Annotated in this window: 13 protein-coding genes; 11 read left to right on the top strand and 2 right to left on the bottom strand. The window is 53.4% G+C overall.

The genetic code is table 11. The features are described 5' to 3' along the window. The first annotated feature begins 62 nt into the window (after positions 1–62). The 8 genes from KJ970_19745 to hisS all read left to right on the top strand — a co-directional run bounded on the left by KJ970_19745 (position 63) and on the right by hisS (position 13,724). Positions 63–1,754, top strand: a complete 1,692-nt coding sequence (locus KJ970_19745; protein ID MBU2693155.1) for a sigma 54-interacting transcriptional regulator — start codon at positions 63–65, stop codon at positions 1,752–1,754. Between the two features lie 1,530 nt (positions 1,755–3,284). Further along, positions 3,285–3,524, top strand: coding sequence for a hypothetical protein (locus tag KJ970_19750; GenBank protein MBU2693156.1), 240 nt, complete (start codon positions 3,285–3,287; stop codon positions 3,522–3,524). A gap of 208 nt (positions 3,525–3,732) precedes the next feature. Then, entirely contained in the window at positions 3,733–7,302 is a 3,570-nt protein-coding gene (locus tag KJ970_19755) for a serine/threonine-protein kinase (protein MBU2693157.1), read from the top strand. 184 nt (positions 7,303–7,486) lie between these two features. Next, complete coding sequence (locus tag KJ970_19760; GenBank protein ID MBU2693158.1) at positions 7,487–8,548, top strand: PilT/PilU family type 4a pilus ATPase; 1,062 nt, start codon at positions 7,487–7,489, stop codon at positions 8,546–8,548. After that, positions 8,545–9,774, top strand: coding sequence for a DUF4388 domain-containing protein (locus KJ970_19765; protein ID MBU2693159.1), 1,230 nt, complete (start codon positions 8,545–8,547; stop codon positions 9,772–9,774). The genes KJ970_19760 and KJ970_19765 overlap by 4 nt, the downstream gene beginning before the upstream one ends. Before the next feature lie 116 nt (positions 9,775–9,890). Next, a complete protein-coding gene (locus KJ970_19770) occupies positions 9,891–10,841 on the top strand; it encodes a membrane dipeptidase (protein MBU2693160.1) in 951 nt (316 codons plus the stop codon). A gap of 18 nt (positions 10,842–10,859) precedes the next feature. Beyond that, on the top strand, positions 10,860–12,371 hold the full coding sequence (locus KJ970_19775) for an HAD-IG family 5'-nucleotidase (GenBank protein ID MBU2693161.1): 1,512 nt from the start codon (positions 10,860–10,862) through the stop codon (positions 12,369–12,371). A gap of 27 nt (positions 12,372–12,398) precedes the next feature. Next, positions 12,399–13,724 carry a histidine--tRNA ligase gene (gene hisS / locus KJ970_19780; GenBank protein ID MBU2693162.1) on the top strand — a complete coding sequence of 442 codons (1,326 nt, stop codon included), beginning with the start codon at positions 12,399–12,401 and terminating at the stop codon, positions 13,722–13,724. On the opposite strand, the gene KJ970_19785 is transcribed toward hisS, so the two are convergent. Further along, positions 13,692–14,849 (bottom strand): glycosyltransferase, encoded by a 1,158-nt coding sequence (locus tag KJ970_19785; GenBank protein MBU2693163.1) that lies wholly within the window; start codon positions 14,847–14,849, stop codon positions 13,692–13,694. The genes hisS and KJ970_19785 overlap by 33 nt on opposite strands. 210 nt (positions 14,850–15,059) lie before the next feature. Between KJ970_19785 and KJ970_19790 the strand changes: the two genes are divergently transcribed. Next, entirely contained in the window at positions 15,060–15,974 is a 915-nt protein-coding gene (locus KJ970_19790; GenBank protein MBU2693164.1) for a hypothetical protein, read from the top strand. 8 nt (positions 15,975–15,982) lie between these two features. On the opposite strand, the gene KJ970_19795 is transcribed toward KJ970_19790, so the two are convergent. Beyond that, entirely contained in the window at positions 15,983–16,867 is an 885-nt protein-coding gene (locus KJ970_19795) for a hypothetical protein (protein MBU2693165.1), read from the bottom strand. Here KJ970_19795 and KJ970_19800 point away from each other — a divergent pair. Together KJ970_19800 and KJ970_19805 are read left to right on the top strand one after the other, a co-directional pair. Further along, entirely contained in the window at positions 16,845–18,875 is a 2,031-nt protein-coding gene (locus KJ970_19800; protein MBU2693166.1) for a hypothetical protein, read from the top strand. The genes KJ970_19795 and KJ970_19800 overlap by 23 nt on opposite strands. After that, positions 18,872–21,073 (top strand): hypothetical protein, encoded by a 2,202-nt coding sequence (locus KJ970_19805; GenBank protein MBU2693167.1) that lies wholly within the window; start codon positions 18,872–18,874, stop codon positions 21,071–21,073. Before KJ970_19800 ends, KJ970_19805 begins: the two co-directional genes overlap by 4 nt. Positions 21,074–21,077: the final 4 nt, after the last annotated feature.

Below are 21,077 nucleotides of genomic sequence, written 5' to 3' on the forward strand. Positions count from 1 at the left end.
AGGAATTTATGGGAGATCAACGGCCCAATTCAGGACCGATGCCAGAACCCATTCGGGACCCAATGAAGGAAAATGAACGCCCTCTGGAAAAGAAGAATCCCGCCCCCAAGGAAGGAACGAGTCGCCTCGAAAGGGAGTGGCTTACCGATCCATCCCCAACTGAAATCCGTCATGCATCCCACGATTTAAATGTTAAACAAACCGAATCAACTGAAGCGGGATCTTCTTCTCGAGAAAAAAGACTGGAAAAGCTTCTCTCTATTACCGGCCGCATCTCACAAGTTTTGGAACTCACACCGCTGCTCGATCAGATACTGGATGCCGTTCTAGAGATATCGAATTGCCAACAAGGTATATTGCTGTTAGCCAATTCCGACGGCCGGTTGGAATTTGTAGCGGGCCGCGATAGGAACCACAAAAACTTGACGTCGGACGGAGTCCAAATTTCTCATTCTCTGGCCACTCAAGCCTTCGATACAAGCCGCCCTGTTTGGGAAGACAATCTCCAGAAGGGCGGAAGGATTGACTACAAGCCGGGTGAGAGTATCTCGCGTTTATCACTCGAAACTGTCATTTGTGTGCCCCTGGTCGGACCGCATGGGACAGTGGGAGTCCTTTATCTCGATAGTCAACTGCCCGGCCAGCTCGAAAAAAATGAGGACTTGTCACTGCTGAAATCCTTTGCTTCACAGGCAACCATTGCCATTGAAAATGCAAGGCTCCACAGCCAGACGGCAACCCAGCGCGATTCACTCGCACTTGAGAATTCGGTACTCCGTCGCGAAGTCGAGCAAATCTGTACCTTTGACAATATCATCGGGCAGAGTGCTCCGATGAAACAATTATTCCATGTTATGGAGCGTGTTTTAGAGGTTTCGACCCCCGTCTTAATCATTGGTGACACGGGGACCGGTAAGGAACTTATTGCAAAGGCGCTTCATTACCATGGATCCAGGGCCGGCGGACCATTTGTTCCGGCGAACTGCGGCGCCATGAGTGACACCCTAATGTGGAGCACTCTCTTTGGTCATCGCAGAGGTTCTTTTACAGGAGCGATTGAAGATAAGGCGGGGTTGTTCGAATTGGCAAATCAGGGAAGCCTGTTTCTTGATGAAATCGGCGAACTGCCATTGAGCATACAGGCGGCATTGCTGCGGGCGCTGCAGGACGGTGTTATTACACGTCTCGGGGAGGAGCAGCGCCCGCGGAAGGTTGATACTCGTCTACTCTATGCAACGCATCGCAATTTGGAGGATATGGTAGCGCAAGGAAAGTTCAGAGAAGATCTCTATTACCGTCTTAATGTTATCAAGTTGACCGTTCCCCCGCTTCGCGAAAGGGGAGAGGATCTTCGACTCCTTTGTGAAAATATCCATCAGAGATTGTCCATATCGATGAAGCGGCAAATCGGTCCGATTCCGCCGGAAACTTATCGGCTGCTCTATTCCTACGCCTGGCCGGGCAACGTGCGGGAATTGGAGAATAAGCTCGAGAGGGCTGCTTTGCTGGCGGATCCTGGTAGTCCCCTCGGCCCCCACCTTTTCCCCGAACTGAAGGGGTCCCTGGCGAGTACCGTGGGGGATTATCAAGGAGAGACCCTGCGCGAGAAACTAGAGAGCGCAGAAAGAGGTATCCTGGAAGATGAACTCTCAAAGGTCGAATGGAACATCTCGAATTGCGCCCGTCATCTCCGATGCACACGGCAACATCTGCATAATCGAATTAGAAAGCTAAAGATAAACCGCCCACGATAGATCCGGATGTGTAACTGTCATTGATATGTGACAACATTTTCTATAGATCGGAAGCGACTCTCAAGCCCGTTCAACAAAGATAAGTCTAATAGGCTGATATAGAATACGTTAGCCGGATGCATTCGTCATTTCTTGGCGTCAACGCTGCCGCCACAGTAAATTTCCAACAACTTGATTATATGTCAACTGAAAACATCTTGGGATATAAGTCGTTATGGGGCTACAAGGAAATAGTGTCTATATATAGAGACACCATCATTATTTTCCAAAATTGAACCAATAATTTCATCCTCCCCTAATGTATTGAATATCAGGGCGATACAGCTATTTTGCGAATCGCAATGCATTATGCAATTCTGGCATGCATTCTGCATTTCTATTAAATCGAGAGCGGGTTCAGGTTAAGAACTCCTCACATCACCCGGACTCGAATCCGGAATGGCGGAGAAGAACTCAGATCAAAAAGGAGATTTAACCATGTTATTTCACATTGATGTCCCGATCCTCATCAGCCTTCTGACAGCTATCTACTTCGGTCGCGCGGGATGGACTTCCTAAGTCGCCGATGCCAAGGCTGGTCAAGGTAAAATAACTCCCGGAGTCGAGAACGGTCACAAAGCCAAGTCGATTTCGGGAGTTTTTATGTCCTTCTAGCGAAGAGGCCGTCAAAAAGAGACGACAAAGAGAGTATTACGGGTGACAACTTGTAATGTGTTATTATTTAGCACGTTAGAGAATATTCCCAAAATACGTAAATAAATAGAGACAGTCCATTCATCCTTCCAGAATTCCGCTCAATCGAGACATATTCATAACTTGTTATAGGACAACAGGATCTGAATATTTATTATCCATCATGCAAATTGCAATTCCGGCATGCATTCTGCAATTCTATTAGATCGAGAGTGGGTTCGGGTCGAGAACTCCTCTCACTTACCGGACTCAGGTCCGGTGAAGCGAAGCGGTAAACGAGAATTGAGGAGGGAGGTTTGACCATGTTTCTACAGATTGATGTCACGATCCTACTGGGTCTGCTGATGGCAATGTACTTTGGTCGCGCCGGCTGGTAAGCCAATCAACCAGATGGCTGGCCAAGGTATCACCGCTCCCGGAATCGCAAGAAACGCACCAGCTATCACGCGATTCCGGGAGCTTTTCATATCATGGCGGAGACAAGTGTCATCCCACCTCTGATCTTCTCGAGTTCTGCAGGTCAATAGGTCCCTCTGCGGGCTTAATGCCCCAGAGGGATCTATTTCGACCAATCTCCATATCTTCTTTAATTTATTCAAGATAGCGCCTCACTTCCTTAAAGCGCATGGGGCAATGACCCCAAAGTCGGGGATACGCCCAGACTGGAATTCTAAGGACTCCTGCATCTATCAAGATGAACAAGTTTCCTAACACCTTGTCATTATTAAGGATAACAAGTCTGGATTTTGATAGAAAATTAATTTAGACAGTGTCGCCACTTGTGGCACCCTCCCTGCATTTAGAAGGGCCAGTTGCTGCCAAATAGGGAGGTCAAAGATGAACAAGAACGCAAGAAAGCTGGCCGAGCGGATCACCAAGTTTGCCTCACTACTCGCCTTGAGCGCCTTTGTCGTTCTATTTGTAGTGGGATGTGGCCAAAGCAGTATTACCTCTCCTGAGCCGGAGATGGGTTCATCGCAAAAGTCCTGGTCCGATCCCGGTTGCTCGGGCTCTGACGCCTCCTATGAGGAAGAGCCTCTGGACTTTGGAAAGGATAGAGGTGACGTTCAGGATTAAATAAGTTTCCCTTCCCCAAACCGCTCCTCCATGGCAAACCCCCGACCCCCGGAGTCCTCCCCCTCCGGGGGTCCCTCTTTTTTGAAATTCAGTCAAGGTATCGTTCGGCTTTGGATTGCTTATCAGCTCTTGATAAGATGCTGCCTGAGATGGCACTAAGAACGATGAGGAAGTTCACGACCATTGGGAAGGATGTCGATCGGAGTCGATGACAGAATCTCTGCTAAAGGTGCCGCGATACTCGATTCTGCGCCATGTGGGTTCCGGCGCCCATGCCGATGTTTTTCAGGCACGGGACCGGATCTCGGAGAAGATGGCGGCGCTGAAACTTCTGCGGCGCGACCGGTTCGGGACGCCGGAAGAAGATATCCTACAGCGGGAATATGAGCTTCTCCTGGATCTTCAGGAGCCGGCGCTGCCGGAAGTCTATGCCTTTCGGAGAAATGTCGACCTCCGGCCGGTCATCATCATGGAATGGATTGATGGAGAAAGCTTGGATCAAAAGAGCGAACCCCTTCCCTGGAATGAAACAACGCTCAATGCCCTCTACTCCCTGACCTCCGCCGTCTCGGCTCTGCACCGGCGGGGTTGGTCGCACCTCGATCTCAAACCGGCTAATATTGTCATCTCTTCTCAAAAGAGGGAAGAGACGGGGCGCACCCCTCTTCGCATTCTCGATGCCGGCCTCATGGCCTCGACAGGTCATTCGATTGAGCCCAGAGGCACCCCCGGCTATATCGCTCCCGAAATATTGAAAAGGGAAGGGTGGGATGAGCGGGCCGATCTCTTCTCTCTTGGAGGGATCTTCTATCAACTTCTGACGGGCCGGCCGGCCTTCGCCGGACCGGCGCTGGATGAGGTGATTGATCAAACACTTCGAGGAGCCTTTACCCCCCTTGAAATTTGTGAGCCGAGTCTCCCGCCCCCGCTCTGCCAGCTTGTCAACGGCCTACTGGATCCGGATCCTAAAAAACGACCTGGAAATGGGGCCGATGTTATCAATGTCTTGGAACGGCTTTCCGTTCTGGAGGGCTTGGATCCTCCCACCATTGTGCCGAATAGCTGGCAGCGCGAAAACGCCTTGCCCTGGCCGCCGATTCCCAGGCCCGAGACTCAAGAGATCGTCGATTCTCTGTCATCTGAGACAAAGGCATTGTTAAAAATCCTGCCCGTGACGGTGTCATCCGGATTGGGACGAGAGTCCTTCGCCCGTAATTTGGCCGACATCCTATCCATGGCCGGCTTTAACGCTTCTCTGCTGATGGGAGCCCAAGGACACTTTGCCTCTGCCAAAGAAGCCGACACAGCTCTCTGCGCCTTCTTTTCTCCCGCCGATTTGGGCGGCATCTCAGAACAGAGGAATCGCAAACAGTCACTGAATGGTTTTCTTTGGAATGAGTCACCGATTCTTGTTTGGGATTTGGGAACCACCCCTCCCGGCTGGCTCAATAAATGGCTCAATGATCTCGCTCTGGAACTGACATCCATCTCGGCGCATTCCGAGAAGGGGAGAGGCACTCCCAGCCTGGTTCTTCTATGCAGCCATATTGAGACGCCGGATATCCCACTTCGAACCGCTGACATCCAATCCTTTTCTCTCGCCCCTCTATCCCCTGAAGCGCTGAGGTCATATACGGCGAGACACCTCTCTTCAGAACAGGATATTGAGAAGATCGTCAAACAATCTCAGGGCTATCCTGAAATTCTGGGTGGTCTTCTTGAAGCGAAGCGGCGGCACCAAACCACCATTACCGGTCTTTCAGACGACAAGATCGAAAGCCCCCTCAGCATTTTGCATGGCCTACTGGCCGCCCGAACAAGGATACTCTCTGATTCCTCAAGGAGAGCCCTCTCGATGCTTGAAATGGCTGGAATTCCATTGACCCTCGATCTTTGGGAGGAGTTATGTGAGGGGGGAAATCTGGATCTGCGGAGCATTTCAATCGAATTGCAAAATTTGGGTCTCATCGGATGCTCTTTGAAGGGCTGGGAGACGCATTATGCCGATCTCATCGATCAGGGACGCTATCTTATCCGCTCTCCACGGAAAGAGGATCACATACGCATGGCATCCGTCCTAAAAAAGTTACAGAAGACGGATCAGGTTGAATATTGGAAGCCGATCATCGGTCATCTCCTGGCCGGGAAGGCCGCGGAAACGCCGAGAATGGGATTGGCGATGGCCATGCGGCTCTATCGAATGGGCAGGGAGGATGAAGCGCTGCACATCCTGAGGCGAATAGACGCAGATCTTGATCAGAGGGATCTGTCACGTCACTTATGGACACAAAGACTTCACTATAGGATCTCATGGGAAGTAGGGCCGCAAGGCAGGCAGTTAGAAACAATATCGAATCTATCATTAAAGGATCCGATTGTTATTTCATTAAACTCCAGGGGGCTATCGGCGGAGGGGAGAACACAAGAAGCTTGGAATCAGCTGGCGGAGTACTCCTGTGATGAATATCCAGCTCCATTAAGAGCCTTCGTCCTGTGTGCGAAAGCTCTGGTTTCTTATTATGTCATGAGTTCAAGAGCCTTCTGCGATGAAGCCCTGAAGGCCCTTGAATCTTTTCCACCCAAGGGGATGGACGATCTCCGCGCACTGCTGTTACAGAGGATTGTCCAATCCGCTCTCTGGGATGGTGACGAGACATTGGCGACGGAATCGCTGGAGCAACTGAAATCCTTTAAATCCACATCCTACAAAAACCATGTTATACATACCATAAAAATTGCAACCGGCTATTACAACTATCACCATAATAATCTCGAGGAAGCATGGAAAGCCGCCTCGCAAGCGACAGAATCGGCCAGGCGTACCGGTCGAGTGGATCGGTTGACGGTTGCCCTATCAAATCAAGCAAATATTGCGGCTCAAAGTGGGAAATGGGAGGAGGCGGTTAAAGCCAACAGGGAGTATCTGGCATTTGCACGCACCCTCAATCATATTGGCAAGCAAATTAATGCGCTCCGCAATTTATCTTTAAATAGACAAATTCAAGCTCTCTACGATTTGGCCATTGAGATGGGGGCGGAGGCCGTTGACTTAGCCAGGAAAACAAGTGACCGGGAAAGAAAGGTCGCCGTCCTTCCCGTGCTGGCCTCAGCCCTTGTTTTGGTTGGCCGCCGGAGCGAGGCCCATGCAGCGGCGACTGAGGCCCTGACGCTCCTCAAAGAAACAGACTATGATTTTGATCGAGCCATTGCGTTCGATGCCGCAGCCCGCGCCTCACTCGACCTCAAAGATGACGACCGGGAGATTGAGCCTGAACTTATGTTAAAGGCGTATGAAACCTTTGAAAAGGCGGGGATGTCTGATGTCGCAGCGGAGGTTGCATTGGAAATGGCTTGGGAGGAACTCCGGCTTGAGAACAATGCAGAGGCCCGAATCTGGATGGATCGTGCCGCCGATTTCCCACGCGACAAGGTCCCCCGGGTTGATATCTGGAAGGGTCTTGTCCTGGCGCGCTGGATGTCGACGACAGACCGATGGGATACTCAAGAAGGCCAAATGATTTGGAGTGATTTAAAGCGAATGATGACAGCAGCCAGAACATTGGGTTTCTATGAGCTCCTCTGGCGGCTGGAGTATGTCTCGGCGCACGCACGACTGACCCGGGGGGATCGTCCCACCGCCCTCAATGAACTGCGACAGGCCCAAAGAACTTTTAATCGAATCGTGGAGGGATTGAAGGTCCCCCAGAACCGTCAGGGCTACCTGACCCGGCCCGATCAAAGAAGGTTTACGCAGTTGATCAAGACGCTGGGGCTCTAGGGCGAAAGGAAAATCAATCCGCCCATCGCCATATCCGCCTATTTCGCCGTTAGTTATAATTCCCAACTCCCGATCAAGACCTCTGCTTCCGCGGTCGATCACTATAGAGAGATGTGCCTTATTGTGGGGGACATGGCTCGGTTTGCGGCAGAGTGGTCGAAAGCTTGGGAGATTAGGAAGCGTCGTGGCACGAATTGATTCCATCTTCAAACTTGTCAATGAACAAGGTGCCTCCGATCTTCATGTCGGTGCGGGGAGCCAGCCCCGTCTGCGCGTCTATGGCGAAATTCATCCCATTGACAGTCCTCCCATGGATGACAACCAAGTTCGTGAGTTGGTTTATGAAATCCTAACTTCCGAACAAACAAAATTATTCGAGAAGGATCATGACCTCGATTTTGCCTATGAAGTTCCAGGACTTCTCCGCGTGCGCGCCAATATCTTCGAGGATATTCGTGGAATGAACGGCGCTTTCCGGATTCTCCCGAATCGCGTTTTTACAATGGATGAACTCGAACTACCTCGCCAGCTCTCATACCTGTTAAAATTCCAAAGGGGTCTCATTGTTGTCACGGGTCCACCGGGAACAGGCAAATCAACAACGCAGGCGGCCTTACTTGATCATATAAATCGTACACAGCGCCGCCATATCATCACCATCGAAGATCCCGTGGAGTATGTGCATACCAGCAATCTGTCTTTGGTGCATCAGCGGGAAGTAGGCCGCCATACGAGCACTTTCTCTTCAGCCCTTCGTGCGGCGCTGAGAGAAGATCCGAATATCATACTTGTTGGCGAGATGAGGGATCCAGAGACCGTTGCGCTCGCCATTACAGCCGCAGAAACGGGGCAATTGGTCCTTGGGACGCTGCACACGTCGAGTGCGCCTCAAACCGTCGACCGCATTCTGGACACTTTCCCGGCTAATCGCCAGGATCAGGTGCGGGCCATGCTGGCGGAGAGCCTGCGCGGCGTCATTGCACAAAAACTTCTGCCGCGTTCCGACAAGGATGGGATGGTCGCTGCTGTTGAGGTCCTCATCGGCAATCGCGCTGTTTCAAATCTCATTCGCGAGAAGAAGACGCACCAACTTGAGGGAACATTGCAAGCCGGCCGCAAAAGCGGAATGCAGACTATGCTCATGGCTGTCGAGGAACTCCTGCAGGCGAAGAAGATTTCACCGGAGACAGCCGCCCTGAATGGCGTCATGAATACGATTACCCGCTCACAAAGGCCCGCCGCATGAAAGAGACTCGGGACGGAACAGACGCCTTGGCGCCCGATCTGCAAGGACGGTTGGACACCATCAGTCTTTTTGATGTTTGCCAATTCCTCATGATCAACAGGCGAACTGGGGCTCTGGCGACGAAATCTCGTGGAGAACGATATAAAATCACATTTCTGGAAGGCCAGATCCAGGAAGCCGTCGGCCCATCACTCAAACAAGGTCTTGAGGCGTTGCATAGCGTCTTAGCCCTCCGAATCGGGGAGTTCAGCTTTCAAACGTGTCCTGTTCCTCCTGTCGATACCTTTCAGGAATCGACCGATTCGCTGCTCTTGGATGCTATCCGGCTTATGGATGAGAGAGGGGAGGGGCAAGAGTCCGGTCCAACGGAACTGGAAGATCGGCAGAAAAGGGCTGAAGAGCTGGCCCATCTCCTGGGAAGGCACGATGCCGGTCAGAGTTTGCAGGAACGGACGGAGCCCCTTGAAGAATGGATTAAAATTCTGCATCAATGGGGCGCTCGGCTTCATGTCGATCCACGGGGAGAAGTTTGGCTGGAATCACCGGTGTCTAATACCCACAAATACAACCACGATTTGGAATTCCGTGAAAAGATGCTGGAGCGCCTCCTCGGCCCACGGAAGGATCGCTTGCTGGAAGGGCTGGCCGGTTTGGTAGAAACCGAATTGGGCGATCTCTGGTGGAATCGATCAGGCAAGGGTTCCGCGCTGCTATCACTGGGATTTGTACAACAATCATATCCTCCACTGGCTGAACTGGGCCTTTCCTTTTCGGATCTCGAAAATCCTGATTCAGACCTCATCTGTATCAAATCCTCCACGAGACTCGGGACGTCCCGGATCGTGGGATCCCTTTTCCAGGATGCCGAAGCCTTTGGGACTCACGCCGGAGCCCTCCTCTCGCCTTGGGCCACGGCCAGACCCGAGTCGAGAAAGGGTCCGACACTCTGGGTTCCGGGGGCGGACACGAACAGCCTTGATGCGATGTTGAAACAAGGAGCAGCCTTTGATGACCCGGTCTTGGCGATTGAGCCGCCATTAAGTCCCTCCATCGAACGCTTAAAACAACTTACCACCTCGGGTTGGAGGATCCTGCTCGGCCGGGCGGAATCCTGCGGATCAAATAATTATGATGACTTGGGATCCACCGTGACTCATTGGGTTTTTAAATCTCTGGCATCGCAACCACTCCAATATAACTTGGTGACACCTTCGCAGGCGGCCTGACGGGGCTTGGGGCCACCCACTCCTCAGACTCATCACGAGGCTTGCCGCGCTGCGTCCCTTGATTCATCATCTAATATCCTATTGATTTTGATTCTGAGCTCGGCCAAGAGGAAGCCATGATGAGATCAGCGATCCTGCATGCCGATACTATTCATCGATCGGTCGACGGGGGCTGGAATATCCTCGAGACAACGCCACAAGCTCATATCGACCGGCCGCGGTTGCTCTCCTCAGGCGTACAATGCGTAGGCTTGAGTCTCTGGACCGATCCCGTGGATCCCGCCCCGGAGCGCTGCCGCAGACTTATCCGCCAAACCGAAAAACTTCTTCAAGAGGCTCCCGAACAGTTCTGCTGTCTAACCGATAAAAGCCGACTTGAAAATCTGGGGGATAAAGTAGGGCTGCTCGTCGTCATCGAAGGAGCTCATGCCATCGCCGATTCTCTCGAGGTCATGGCGGAATTCGTCCAGTTCGGCGTCCGTTCATTGACTTTGACGTGGAATAATGCCAATTCCCTTGCCGATACATGCAGTGAAATCCGAACGCCATCAGGATTAACGGCCCTCGGCCGGGAGTTTGTCACCGCTCTAGAGGAGTGGGGGTGTATTATCGATCTCGCCCATGCCTCTCAAGAGACATTCTGGCAGACATTGTCAATGGCGCCGGACCGGGTTTGGGTGAGTCATACCGCTTGTACCTCTTTGGCTGATCATCCCCGGAATTTGACGGATGAACAAATAGCGGCCATCGCGCAGGCCGACGGTGTCATCGGTGTCATCTTCTGCCCGGAGTTTTTGGACCCAACCGCCCCGGATTCAGTGACCCTCGATACCGTCGCGGATCATCTCGAACATATGATCAAAATCGGTGGAAGAGGATGTGCGGCGATTGGAACTGATTTCGACGGTATTACCCATCTCCCCAAAGGGATGAAAGGGGTTGAAGATCTTCCTCTCCTGATCCAGCGACTCAGAGACCGCGGTTGGCAAGAGGCGGATATTGAAGCGGTCGGCTGGGAAAATGCTTATCGAGTCATTCATCGGGCCCTGCCCGTCTCCTCAGATTGAGGTCTGAAAGAAATGAAGATGCAGAGAAAAAGAAAGAGGTCGCACCGCAAGAATCCTGTCGGCCGGTGGCTGCAACATCAGGTTGATGTCGAACCGATCGACCGGATTTACGTCAACCGCTCACTCAGAATGGATTCCATCGCCGCTGTCGGTTTTGATATGGATCACACCCTGGCTATTTACAAATCCAAACCTTTCGAGACGCTAGCCTTTGAGAAGGCACAACAGAAGTTGATGGTGAAATGGGGTTATCCAAAATCCGTCGAAGATCTGAAATACGACAAGGATTTCGTAATCCGAGGACTCGTGGTTGACAAGCGCTTGGGAAACATCCTTAAAATGGACAAGCACCGCTATGTCTCAATCGCATCTCATGGAACAAGGCCGCTATCCGATGAAGTGAGAAAGCAGATCTACTCAAATCGGCGTATTCGCCTATCCAGTGGAAATTACTCTGTTATCGACACGCTCTTCTCACTCCCCGAAATCAGTCTCTACGCGCAGATGGTCGACCTGATCGATAAGATAGCAGAGGGAGAAAAGGGACAGAGAGGCCGTAAGGAATATCGAAGATTGTACGAGCATGTCCGGGATTGCGTCGATGAGGCGCATGCCGATGACTCAATTAAAAAGGTCATTATAAAAAATCCGCTGCAATACACCGACATTGACCCAGATCTTCCTCAAACGCTCCAACAGATTCGGGCTCACAGAAAGCGTTTGTTTCTTCTGACGAATTCCGAACCGATCTATACCGACGTTATCATGTCAAAGCTGCTCTCCAACAAACTCCGCCGGTTGCCGCATTGGACCGATTATTTTGACGCCGTCGTTTTGCAGGCGGGGAAACCTGATTTCTTCACGCACCGGCTCGCCTTCCAGCCGGTCAACGATATCAAGAACCGGGTCCCCATAAAGAACCGGAGAAGAATCTTCATTGGCGGATCGGTTCAGGAGTTGCAAAAATTCCTCAAAGTCCGGGGCGATCAAGTTCTCTATTTCGGCGACCACACTTATGGAGACATTCTCAGTTCCAAACACTCCAGCGGATGGAGGACCGCCATGATCATCCAGGACCTTGAGGAGGGGCTGGCAAAGGTAGAGCAAACGACTTCCATGCGGAAAAAACTCCTTTCACTGGAACGAAGGAAAGACCGGCTTGTCGGATGGAGGGATTTCCTGGAGCGCTCAAAGGAGGGTCAGCTGGGACGGAAGCTGGCTGAAGCCATTTTATCCCGGCTTAATATCTCCACCCAAGAAAAACGGGGCGGCCTCGAATACCACCTTGGCGTCCTCCAAAAGGAGATACTTTCTTTGGAAGAGCAAATCGAAGGTCTGGAATCCGATCTTCACATGGCTTTCAATCCTCATTGGGGCCCGATATTCAAGGCGGGCCGCGAAAACTCGCATTTTGGAGCGCAAGTTCACAGCTTCGCTTGCATTTATACAAGCCGGGTGAGTAATTTTCTCAACTATCCGGTAAATAAGTACTTTGAGGCGCCGCATGAGTATTTGCCTCATGAGCAGTAGATTGAGCTGGGATTAAGGAGGATTGGGATGCCGCCCATTACCCCGAAAACCTTCCGGGGCACTCGTGATTTCCTTCCTGAGGTAATGGTGGCCCGAAGCGATCTGATCGATCGGATCCGGGGAACGTTCGAGCTCTATGGATTCTCGCCACTGGAAACGCCGGCCATCGAATATATGGAGACCCTCGCGGGGAAATATGGCGATGAGGGGGAGAAACTCCTCTATAAGCTGGCTTATAAGGGGGGAGACGTCCTCGCCCTGCGATATGATCTCACGATTCCCCTGGCGCGCGTGGCGGCGCAAAATCCCAATCTGCCCAAGCCTTTCAAGCGTTACCAGATTCAACCGGTCTGGCGTGCCGACCGGCCTCAAATCAAGCAGGGCCGTTTTCGCGAATTCTACCAGTGTGATGTCGATATCGTCGGCAGTGACAGCCTGGCCGCTGATGCGGAAATCCTTGCCATGACGGTTGAGACGCTCACTCGGCTCGATATCGGCCCCTTTACCGTGCGTATTAATCACAGAGAGCTTCTGGCAGCGATCATCCGGGCTGCCGGGATACCCGATGACGCCCTTATGACGGCTTCTCGATGTCTGGATAAATGGGATAAAATCGGCGCCGGCGGCGTTCGAGCAGAGATGGAAAACGAGGGATTTGATGCCGCGGTGATCCAGCGACTGCTGGCCTCCGTTGATGAAGATCCGAAGGAATCTTCGCTGGCTCGTATGGGTAAGCTCGAGTCGACTGTCAGAAAATTCGGCGGGTCGGAAGGGCTGGAGAAAATGAAAGAGATTTTCCAGCTGCTGGAAGCGCTGGGTGTGGACGAAAAGAGAATCGCCTTTTGGCCTTCATTAGCGCGCGGGCTCGATTATTATACAGGACCCATATTTGAAACCTTCCATGACGATCTGCCGCACATGGGGAGCCTTACCGGCGGCGGCCGCTATGACAATTTGATTGGAATATTCCTTGGCGAACAGATCCCGGCGACGGGCACGACCATTGGGATCGACAGGATTCTCGCCGCGCTTCAACAAACGAACCGGCTCCAGATGGCCCCCTCCAAGACACAGGTCTTTGTCGCTGTTTTTGATGAGGACTCAATGCGGAGCGCCTGCAGGCTTGCCGGTCTCGTTCGGCGCCAGGGCTTCCGAACTGAGATTGCCTATGGAGCGCAGAAGTTAAAAAGGCAATTTGCCAGGGCCGACCGCCAGGGAATTCCTGTCGTCCTTATACAAGGTCCGGATGAGCAAAAAGAGAAGGTTGTTTCGGTGAAGCGGCTCGAATCCGGCGATCAGGTTAAAATCGCAGAAATCGATTTAGTGAAATATCTCAAAGAGATCCTGGAATAAAGGCTGATAGAGTTCTTCAGCACGTGCGACCTGCTGAATCACATTGAACTCCCGCTCGATATGCCGGCGTCCCGCCTGTCCGAGAGCAGCCCAGGATTCCTGATCCGCCAACAATCGCTGGAGGCAAACCGTCAATCCATCGACATCTTTTTCATCAAACAGATAACCGGTGACACCATCTTTAACAATTTCTGGGATATCGCAGTGGGTCGACGCTACCGCAGGCAAGCCGGAAGCCTGCGCCTCGATTAAAGCCACCGGCGCGCCGCCCTCCGTATCCCCATCCGATGCGGTGACACTTGGGGAGAGGAAAAGGTCGGCCTCGGCGAGAGCCTGCAAATGTTCCGTATAGGAGAGATAACCCTCAAAAGAGACCCGCTCTTCAAGACCAAGGCTGCGGGACTGCTCGGTTAACTGCTCGCGCAACGGGCCGTCGCCTAGAATCCGTAGCACCCAGGGTGTCGTCTCAAGACATCGCCCGAGGGCGCTTAGGGCATAGGTCACACCTTTCTTCTCTCTCAAGCTGCAACTGATGAGGATGCGGACCGGACCCTCATGAGGTTTCCGTTCATGGAAGGGGATTCTGTCCAGATCAACACCAAGATGAACGACGCGGATTTTATCCGCCGGACACCCGAGCGACAGGAGGCTTTTCCCGAGCATGGGACCTTCAACAAGGTAAAGAGAGGCGATCTTGAAGAGCCGCCGATAGAGCCAGCGCCAGTAGGGGCTGCGGGGCAGAGCTGAGACATCGCGGCCGTAGAATGAAGCGACGAGGGGAAGGCCGGCGGCTTGGGCCACCGGTGCGATACGAGCCGCCTCCCATCCGGTATGGGCATGGAGCAGACGGATCTTCTCGTTCTGGATCAATTCCAGATAAGGCCGGCTCGAGTATGATCCCATCCAGCGCTGGAAGCGCCCCAGCATCCTCTCAGCAGAGGAGATTCTATCTGTTACCCTATGGACAGGCTTGAAGGGAAAAGCCTCGGGGTGCTCGAGGCTCTGTGTCAACACGACGGGCCGGGTCGTTTGAGCGTGCCGGAGCTGTCCATGGACCCAACTCCCAGTGGGGAAAAGATATGGGGAGACGCAATGGCCAATCGTGGGTTTCCGATGTGCTGTCACGCAACACTCTCCATAAGTTTGCGACCGATTAGCACAGAATGACGGTGCCGAACCCATAGGTCCAGGGCTATGATGGGTCTACATAAGAGATTCAATCGCCCCTTCGTTGACATAGGGCGTGGTGAATGATAGTTTTCCGGCGGTGCCCAGAAGGCACAGCCCATCCGCGGGCAATGGCCGGGGAGGTCCGGACGGGAGGTGGAGAACGGCATGCGGTATTTGCTTTCCAAAGCTTATCAAGTTGTCGGGTTTGTCCTAGGTATTTTTCTTATGGGTCTGATGATCTCGCCCGTCATGGCGGAAGATCCTGTGGGACGGATCAGTATCGGGGTCAATTTCGGTATCGCCGGCCTGGCCATGGATGATGTGAACCGGGAAATCGATCGCGGGAATGATTATTTGCGATTCAAGGGCCTGACCACCATGGACAGGCTCAGCTCCGGTTACAACGTCTACGGCGATTTTAAAACCGCCCTCAAAGACCCCTTTTACATTTCTTTAGGGTATGGGACTCTCACCGCTCTTTCGGAGGTCTCTTACAACCAGATCCTCTCCGCCAAAGCCGATGCCACCGTCATCTTCGGTCGGCTGCTCTACGCCATTCCATGGAGGCCATTCGAGAATGGCCGCCTTTTTGTGGGTGGCGGAGGGGTCCTACTGCGTGATGCCGTTCTTGAGATCGGGCATGAGCGGGATGAAGAGGCAAAGGTTCCCGAACGTAAAGAAATCATCAGTTTCAAGGGCTCCGGAAGCGGTTTCCAGTTCGATATATTGGGTGAATACCTCATTGGCGATCACATGACATTCATGATGAATGCCGGCTACCGATTCGCCACCGCCGACTACGACGATTGGTCGATAGCGATCAGGCATGCCGATCATCAGGCCTATCGCGGCATCGATGCCTTCGCTGATGATGAGCAACTCTTCTGGGCGTATAGAGACATCGACGCCTTCCTGCTCCACTCATTTCTTCAAGATCCCGGCAATAGACCGGATCCGGACGATGAAGAAGCCGCCAATGCCGATGGACCACCGATCAACACTCTAAAGGTAGTCGACAATCTCAATCTCGATTTCAGTGGGGCACGGTTCGAGGTGGGGTTGAGATTTTACTTCTTCTAATCCTCAATTCAAGGCAGGAGTCTGTAGTTCTTATATTCGCCGAACCGGGTATGAAAGATTTTGTTCTCCACCCAGGTTAAAATTCTCGTCGAAAGCCGATTGTGTTCATGCCCGGCATCATCGGTCCCCCAATCATCAGAATTCCAATCTTTAAGGGCGATGCGTTCAGACATAACTTTAGGATGCGTGCCCCGGAATTTCGCTAGATGCTGCAGGGTCCCATAGCGGAAGGCTTCCTTGGGATCAGGGTGGCGGTCCTTGACCCAGCTCTCATCGTGATGAAGCCGATCGAGGGCGATTGTCTTTTTCTTCATGAAGGAGGGATGCCGGACCCAGCCATAGTGGAAAATGCGGGCCTTGCAGTGTTTGACATGGATTTTCTTCTCATCCTTACGGAATCCCTGAGCACTTTTCCATGATCGGATCCCGATTCCTCCTCGAATCACGCGGACTTCACGCCGATACCAATTGCGAGCGGTATGATACCGGTCATAGTCTCCCCAGAAGTGAAGGTAATCGAAGAGCAGGCCTTCAACTCGGGGATCGTCAAGATATCTTTCCATGGCCTCGCGGATCATGGGATGATCCGCTTCATGGACGACCTCATCCGCCTGGATATAAAAACACCAGTCCCCTGTGCAAGCATCCAGAGCGATGTTGGACTGAACCGCATTGATTTTACCGTGCACGAAGTGGGCGGAGTCCCACTCCGTTTCAATAATGCGGATCTTGGGATCACCGATGCCGCGTATGGCTTCAAGAGTTCCATCTTCCCCCTTGCCGACCGCGATGACGAATTCATCGCACAGGGGTAGGATAGAACAGATGGCCTCCACAATCGGGTAATCAAGGAGGAGTGCATTTCTGACCATGGAAAATCCGCTGACCTTCATGCGACCTATCTTAAGGCGGTCTATTCCGCCTCTCAACTACAGCCTTCTCTGCAGCTTGATTACATTGCACTTTTTTTTCGCCGCCGCGAAGGGAGAGGCCTCCACACCCTTCGAGTGGGGTGATAAACCTCTGCCGATCTTCCCCCTGGAAGAGATTAAACCCGGTCTGAGGGGCGTTGGCTGGTCCGTCTTCAGGGGATCGGAGCCGGACAGTTTCGGTGTGGAGATCCTTGGCGTCATGAAGGGAACGGGACCCAACTCCAGCCGGATTCTTTTCATCGCTGAGGGTGAGTTTCTCCAAAAGACCGGCATTGTATCCGGAATGAGCGGGAGCCCGGTTTTGATTGATGGACGGCTTGTCGGCGCCGCGGCCTTCGCCTATGGATTTGCAAAGGACCCGATCGGAGCGATTACGCCGATCGGGGAGATGATGGCGATTCTTGATCTTCCCGCCGATACCTTGAGAGCCAAAACGGGGATGCCCAGAAAGGGCGATGTCGACTTCAGAACGACCCGGGACGGGGGACCGGGGGATCTCATCGCCTGGCGCTCCCTGTGTGAGGATCCAAAGGCTTGGGCTGAAAAGCTTGTCGGCCCCTACGCCACCGCCGGGGCGACGGCAACCGCGACTTCGCTGATTCCGATCCAAACACCCGTATCGATCTCGCCCATGACTCCTGATGCGAGAACTCTGATGACGCCTCTCTTTGAAGCCTTGGGATGGATCCCTTCTGAATCGATTCCATCGACAACACTCGATCGACTGATTGAAAACGCGACGCCCGCCGCCGGATGTGGCCTGGGCGACTCTCAAGCCCATCCTCTGAGCGCGGCCGCCGGCGCCGGTGGGTCAGAGGGAAGACCGGGACCCATTGTCCCCGGTAGCTCCATCGGCGCCCGGCTTCTGGGAGGTGACGCCGATCTCACGGCTATAGGAACGGTGACCTATCGTTCCGGCAATCGAATCCTTGCCTTCGGCCACCCGATGATGAATAGCGGCGCCCTCTTTATGCCGCTGGTTCAAGCCGAGATCCACGGTGTGATGCCCAGCCGGAATGTATCGTTCAAAATGGGAAGCGGGGGAGAGACCGTCGGCACCCTGGTCCAGGATCAGCGCGCCGGTATCTCCGGTGTTCTCGGTTTTCCGCCGAAGACGCTTCCCATGGAGGTCTCCATACGCGATCCCCTCGGTGTGAAACGTGAGTATCATTTTGACCTGGTCCGGCAGCAGTTCCTGACACCCTTTCTTGTCGCCTGGGCCGCTTCAAACAGCTTTACTTATAATTTGGCCGAAGCCGATGCGGTGACGGCCGATATCCGGATTCAAATTCATCTGACCGACGGACGCACGCTCCACTTCCGGGATCTCATAAGCTCCCAACAACCCGCCGGGTCCCTCGGGCTTTCCGCGACTCAAATGATGACGTATCTCTTGCAAAGCACCTTCGCTCCGTTCCCCGTTGAATCGATCTCCCTTGATGCCGGCATTGAATGGGGATTGAAGAGACTCGTTCTCGAGAAGGTCGAGGCGGATCAATCCTCTATTGAACCCGGCGACGTTGTCCGGCTGCGTGTCTTTATGCGGCAGCATGAGGGGAAGGCTGCATGGCGGGAATATGACGTACCGATTCCGAAACAGGTGCAAGGAGATCGCATTATCGTCATCGCTTCATCATTCCAGGATTTTTTAACGTGGGATCAGGAACGCGCCCCTGAAAAGTACAGTCCCCAGGATTTTGAACATTTAATCGATCTGCTCGGAGATTTGCCGTCGCAAGAAGATTTGATCATCCGTGTTTATGCTCCCTCGGCGGGGGCTCTAATACGTGGCCGCGAGGTCGGCAGCCTTCCCGGCTCCGTCCTCCGGATTCTGCAAGATCCCTCAACACAGGGAACGGTTTCTCCAATATCCGGCCTGCTGGTCTATGAAGAGCGGATTCCCCTGGGATATCAACTTCTCGGTGGATCCGGGGTTGTCCTGCAAGTGACACGAAAGGGAGTAAAATGAGCCACCATGTGAGTGCGAATATGGATGAGTTCCAGGGATTTGGAATAAAGCGCGCTTGGGGCCCGGGAGTCTTTGTCCTCATCGGTTTGCTTCTTCTGGGCTCTCTTCCAATCGATGCCGTCGAGACCCTGGAATTTATAACCTCGGCTGAAGCCGAATTCCTACTGGGAACCTCTGAAGGATTTGGAATTTCATCCAAAGACTATCTGGTCCTCGCGCCTCACACGACGACACTGGCGGTTAACCTTGCTCCCTATGTTTGGAAGCTATGCCAAGACCCCGAAGGAAGGATTTACGCTGCTACGGGCAGTGATGGGATTTTATACCGGCTCAATGCCGAAGGCGAGATCGAGAAAGAGATCAACTCTCATGAGTATGAGATCTTCGCTTTAACATTAGATGCAAAGGGCAGGCCCATTTTCGCCGGCGCGCCCAATGGCACGATTCAAATGTGGGATAATGAAGAGGTCAGAACCCTCTTCGACGTTCCTGAGGGAATCGTTTGGACCCTTGTGGTTGGAGATGATGGCACCATCTATGCCTCGACAGGTGAACGGGGCCGCATCTACGCCATTAAGCAGGACGGCACCGCAAAATATATCTATGAAGCTCCCGAAACGCATATCGTCTCCATGGCCTGGGGAACGGGCGGTCGTCTCATCGCGGGGACCGACAGCCAGGGCCTGTTGCTCTCCATCGATCCGGCCACGGGTGATTCAGAGGTGCTCTATGATGCGCATCAGGAGGAGATCGCCGAAATTTTGACACTGGAGAATGGCGACATTATCTTCGCCGCCAATGGCGGGGCGGCCATGGGCAGGAAAAATGATGAAGAAGGTGTCAACGAATTCAGTTTAAATATCCGTCCGGCACCCGAGGGTCCCGTCGTCTACCGCCGGGAGGCATCGGGTCTCATCACCGATCTCTGGCGATGCCCCGAAGATGACATCCTCAGTCTGGCTCCGGCCGGTGAGGGATCGGTCTGGATCGGCACCGGATCCAACGGCGTCCTTTACCGCATCTATCCTGATGGGACATCTGAGCGCACTGCGGTGCTGGAGCAGAATCAGATTCTCACGCTTTTGAGCACCGACGCCGGCCTGCTTCTGGGGACGGGGAATGGCGGCGGCATCTATCGCCTCGATGGAAAGGGAATAGTCGCGGGAATTTATACATCCCAAGTTCTTGATGCCGGCGCAACCTCCACCTGGGGGACACCCTTCCTCAATATCGAATTGACTCCGGGCGCCGAACTCTCCTTCCTGACGCGGTCGGGTGCGACCAGCAATGTCGAAGCCGGATGGTCTGAGTGGTCGGCGATCGACCGCTCCGCCGGCGCGGCGATCAATTCGCCTCCGAATCGTTTTCTTCAATGGAAGATTGTATTGAATTCATCGGCCGTCTATGGAGAGACAGGGCCGAAGGTTTATGAAGTAAGGACACCCTACCTGAGGCCGAACCGGCCGCCGCGTATCCGCCAAATCATTGTTTCACCAAGTGAGGCAATGTTCACCGGAGGAACTTCCGTTCGTCCGGGCACTGTCTCGCAAACACTACCGGGCGGCGTTCAGATCGATTATACATTCCAAGAAGCGGCGAATCGAACGAACAGCCTGCCGGCGGCCAAGTTAATGGGACCATGGGCAAAAATCTATCGAAGCGCCGTGTGGGAAGCGGATGATGTCGATGGGGATCGGCTGAGCTATGACATATCCTTCCGCCCCGTTGACGACAATGAGTGGACCCTCCTGGAGGAGGAGGTCATGGAGCCGGCTTATACATGGGATGCCTCAGCTTGGCCGGAGGGCAAGTATCAGATTCGGGTCCGCGCCACCGACCTGCCCGGCAACCCCGAACAGTGGTCTTTGGAGACAATCGCGGAAAGCCATCCCTTCGAAATAGATCACACGCCCCCGGCGCTCGAGAATGTCCGGGCACAATCCATCGTTGATCAAGAGGGGCGCGCCATTCTCGTCAGCGGGCGGGCCGTGGATATGAGTCAGCGGATCGCCGCTCTCGAGGTCTCATTTGACGGCAAGGGATGGAAATCGATCGCGCCCAGCGATGGTATCCTCGACAGCCGGATCGAATCGTTTAGCGCAAGGATCTCAATCGGAAAGGATCTGCCGCGCTTCATAGCGGTACGCGCCCGCGACGCCATCGGCCACCCGGCTATCGCGCGAGCCCGGCTGGAATGATAGA

The organism is Candidatus Eisenbacteria bacterium (assembly GCA_018831195.1).
Taxonomy (GTDB): domain Bacteria; phylum Eisenbacteria; class RBG-16-71-46; order CAIMUX01; family JAHJDP01; genus JAHJDP01.

Excerpts from the sequence above, each read along its gene's own strand:
- KJ970_19745 (MBU2693155.1), top strand. The coding sequence starts at position 63 with ATGAAGGAAAATGAACGCCCTCTGGAAAAGAAGAATCCCGCCCCCAAG.
- KJ970_19750 (MBU2693156.1), top strand. The coding sequence starts at position 3,285 with ATGAACAAGAACGCAAGAAAGCTGGCCGAGCGGATCACCAAGTTTGCC.
- KJ970_19755 (MBU2693157.1), top strand. The coding sequence starts at position 3,733 with ATGACAGAATCTCTGCTAAAGGTGCCGCGATACTCGATTCTGCGCCAT.
- KJ970_19765 (MBU2693159.1), top strand. The coding sequence starts at position 8,545 with ATGAAAGAGACTCGGGACGGAACAGACGCCTTGGCGCCCGATCTGCAA.
- KJ970_19770 (MBU2693160.1), top strand. The coding sequence starts at position 9,891 with ATGATGAGATCAGCGATCCTGCATGCCGATACTATTCATCGATCGGTC.
- KJ970_19775 (MBU2693161.1), top strand. The coding sequence starts at position 10,860 with ATGCAGAGAAAAAGAAAGAGGTCGCACCGCAAGAATCCTGTCGGCCGG.
- hisS (MBU2693162.1), top strand. The coding sequence starts at position 12,399 with ATGCCGCCCATTACCCCGAAAACCTTCCGGGGCACTCGTGATTTCCTT.
- KJ970_19790 (MBU2693164.1), top strand. The coding sequence starts at position 15,060 with ATGCGGTATTTGCTTTCCAAAGCTTATCAAGTTGTCGGGTTTGTCCTA.
- KJ970_19800 (MBU2693166.1), top strand. The coding sequence starts at position 16,845 with ATGGAAAATCCGCTGACCTTCATGCGACCTATCTTAAGGCGGTCTATT.
- KJ970_19795 (MBU2693165.1), bottom strand. The coding sequence starts at position 16,867 with ATGAAGGTCAGCGGATTTTCCATGGTCAGAAATGCACTCCTCCTTGAT.
- KJ970_19805 (MBU2693167.1), top strand. The coding sequence starts at position 18,872 with ATGAGCCACCATGTGAGTGCGAATATGGATGAGTTCCAGGGATTTGGA.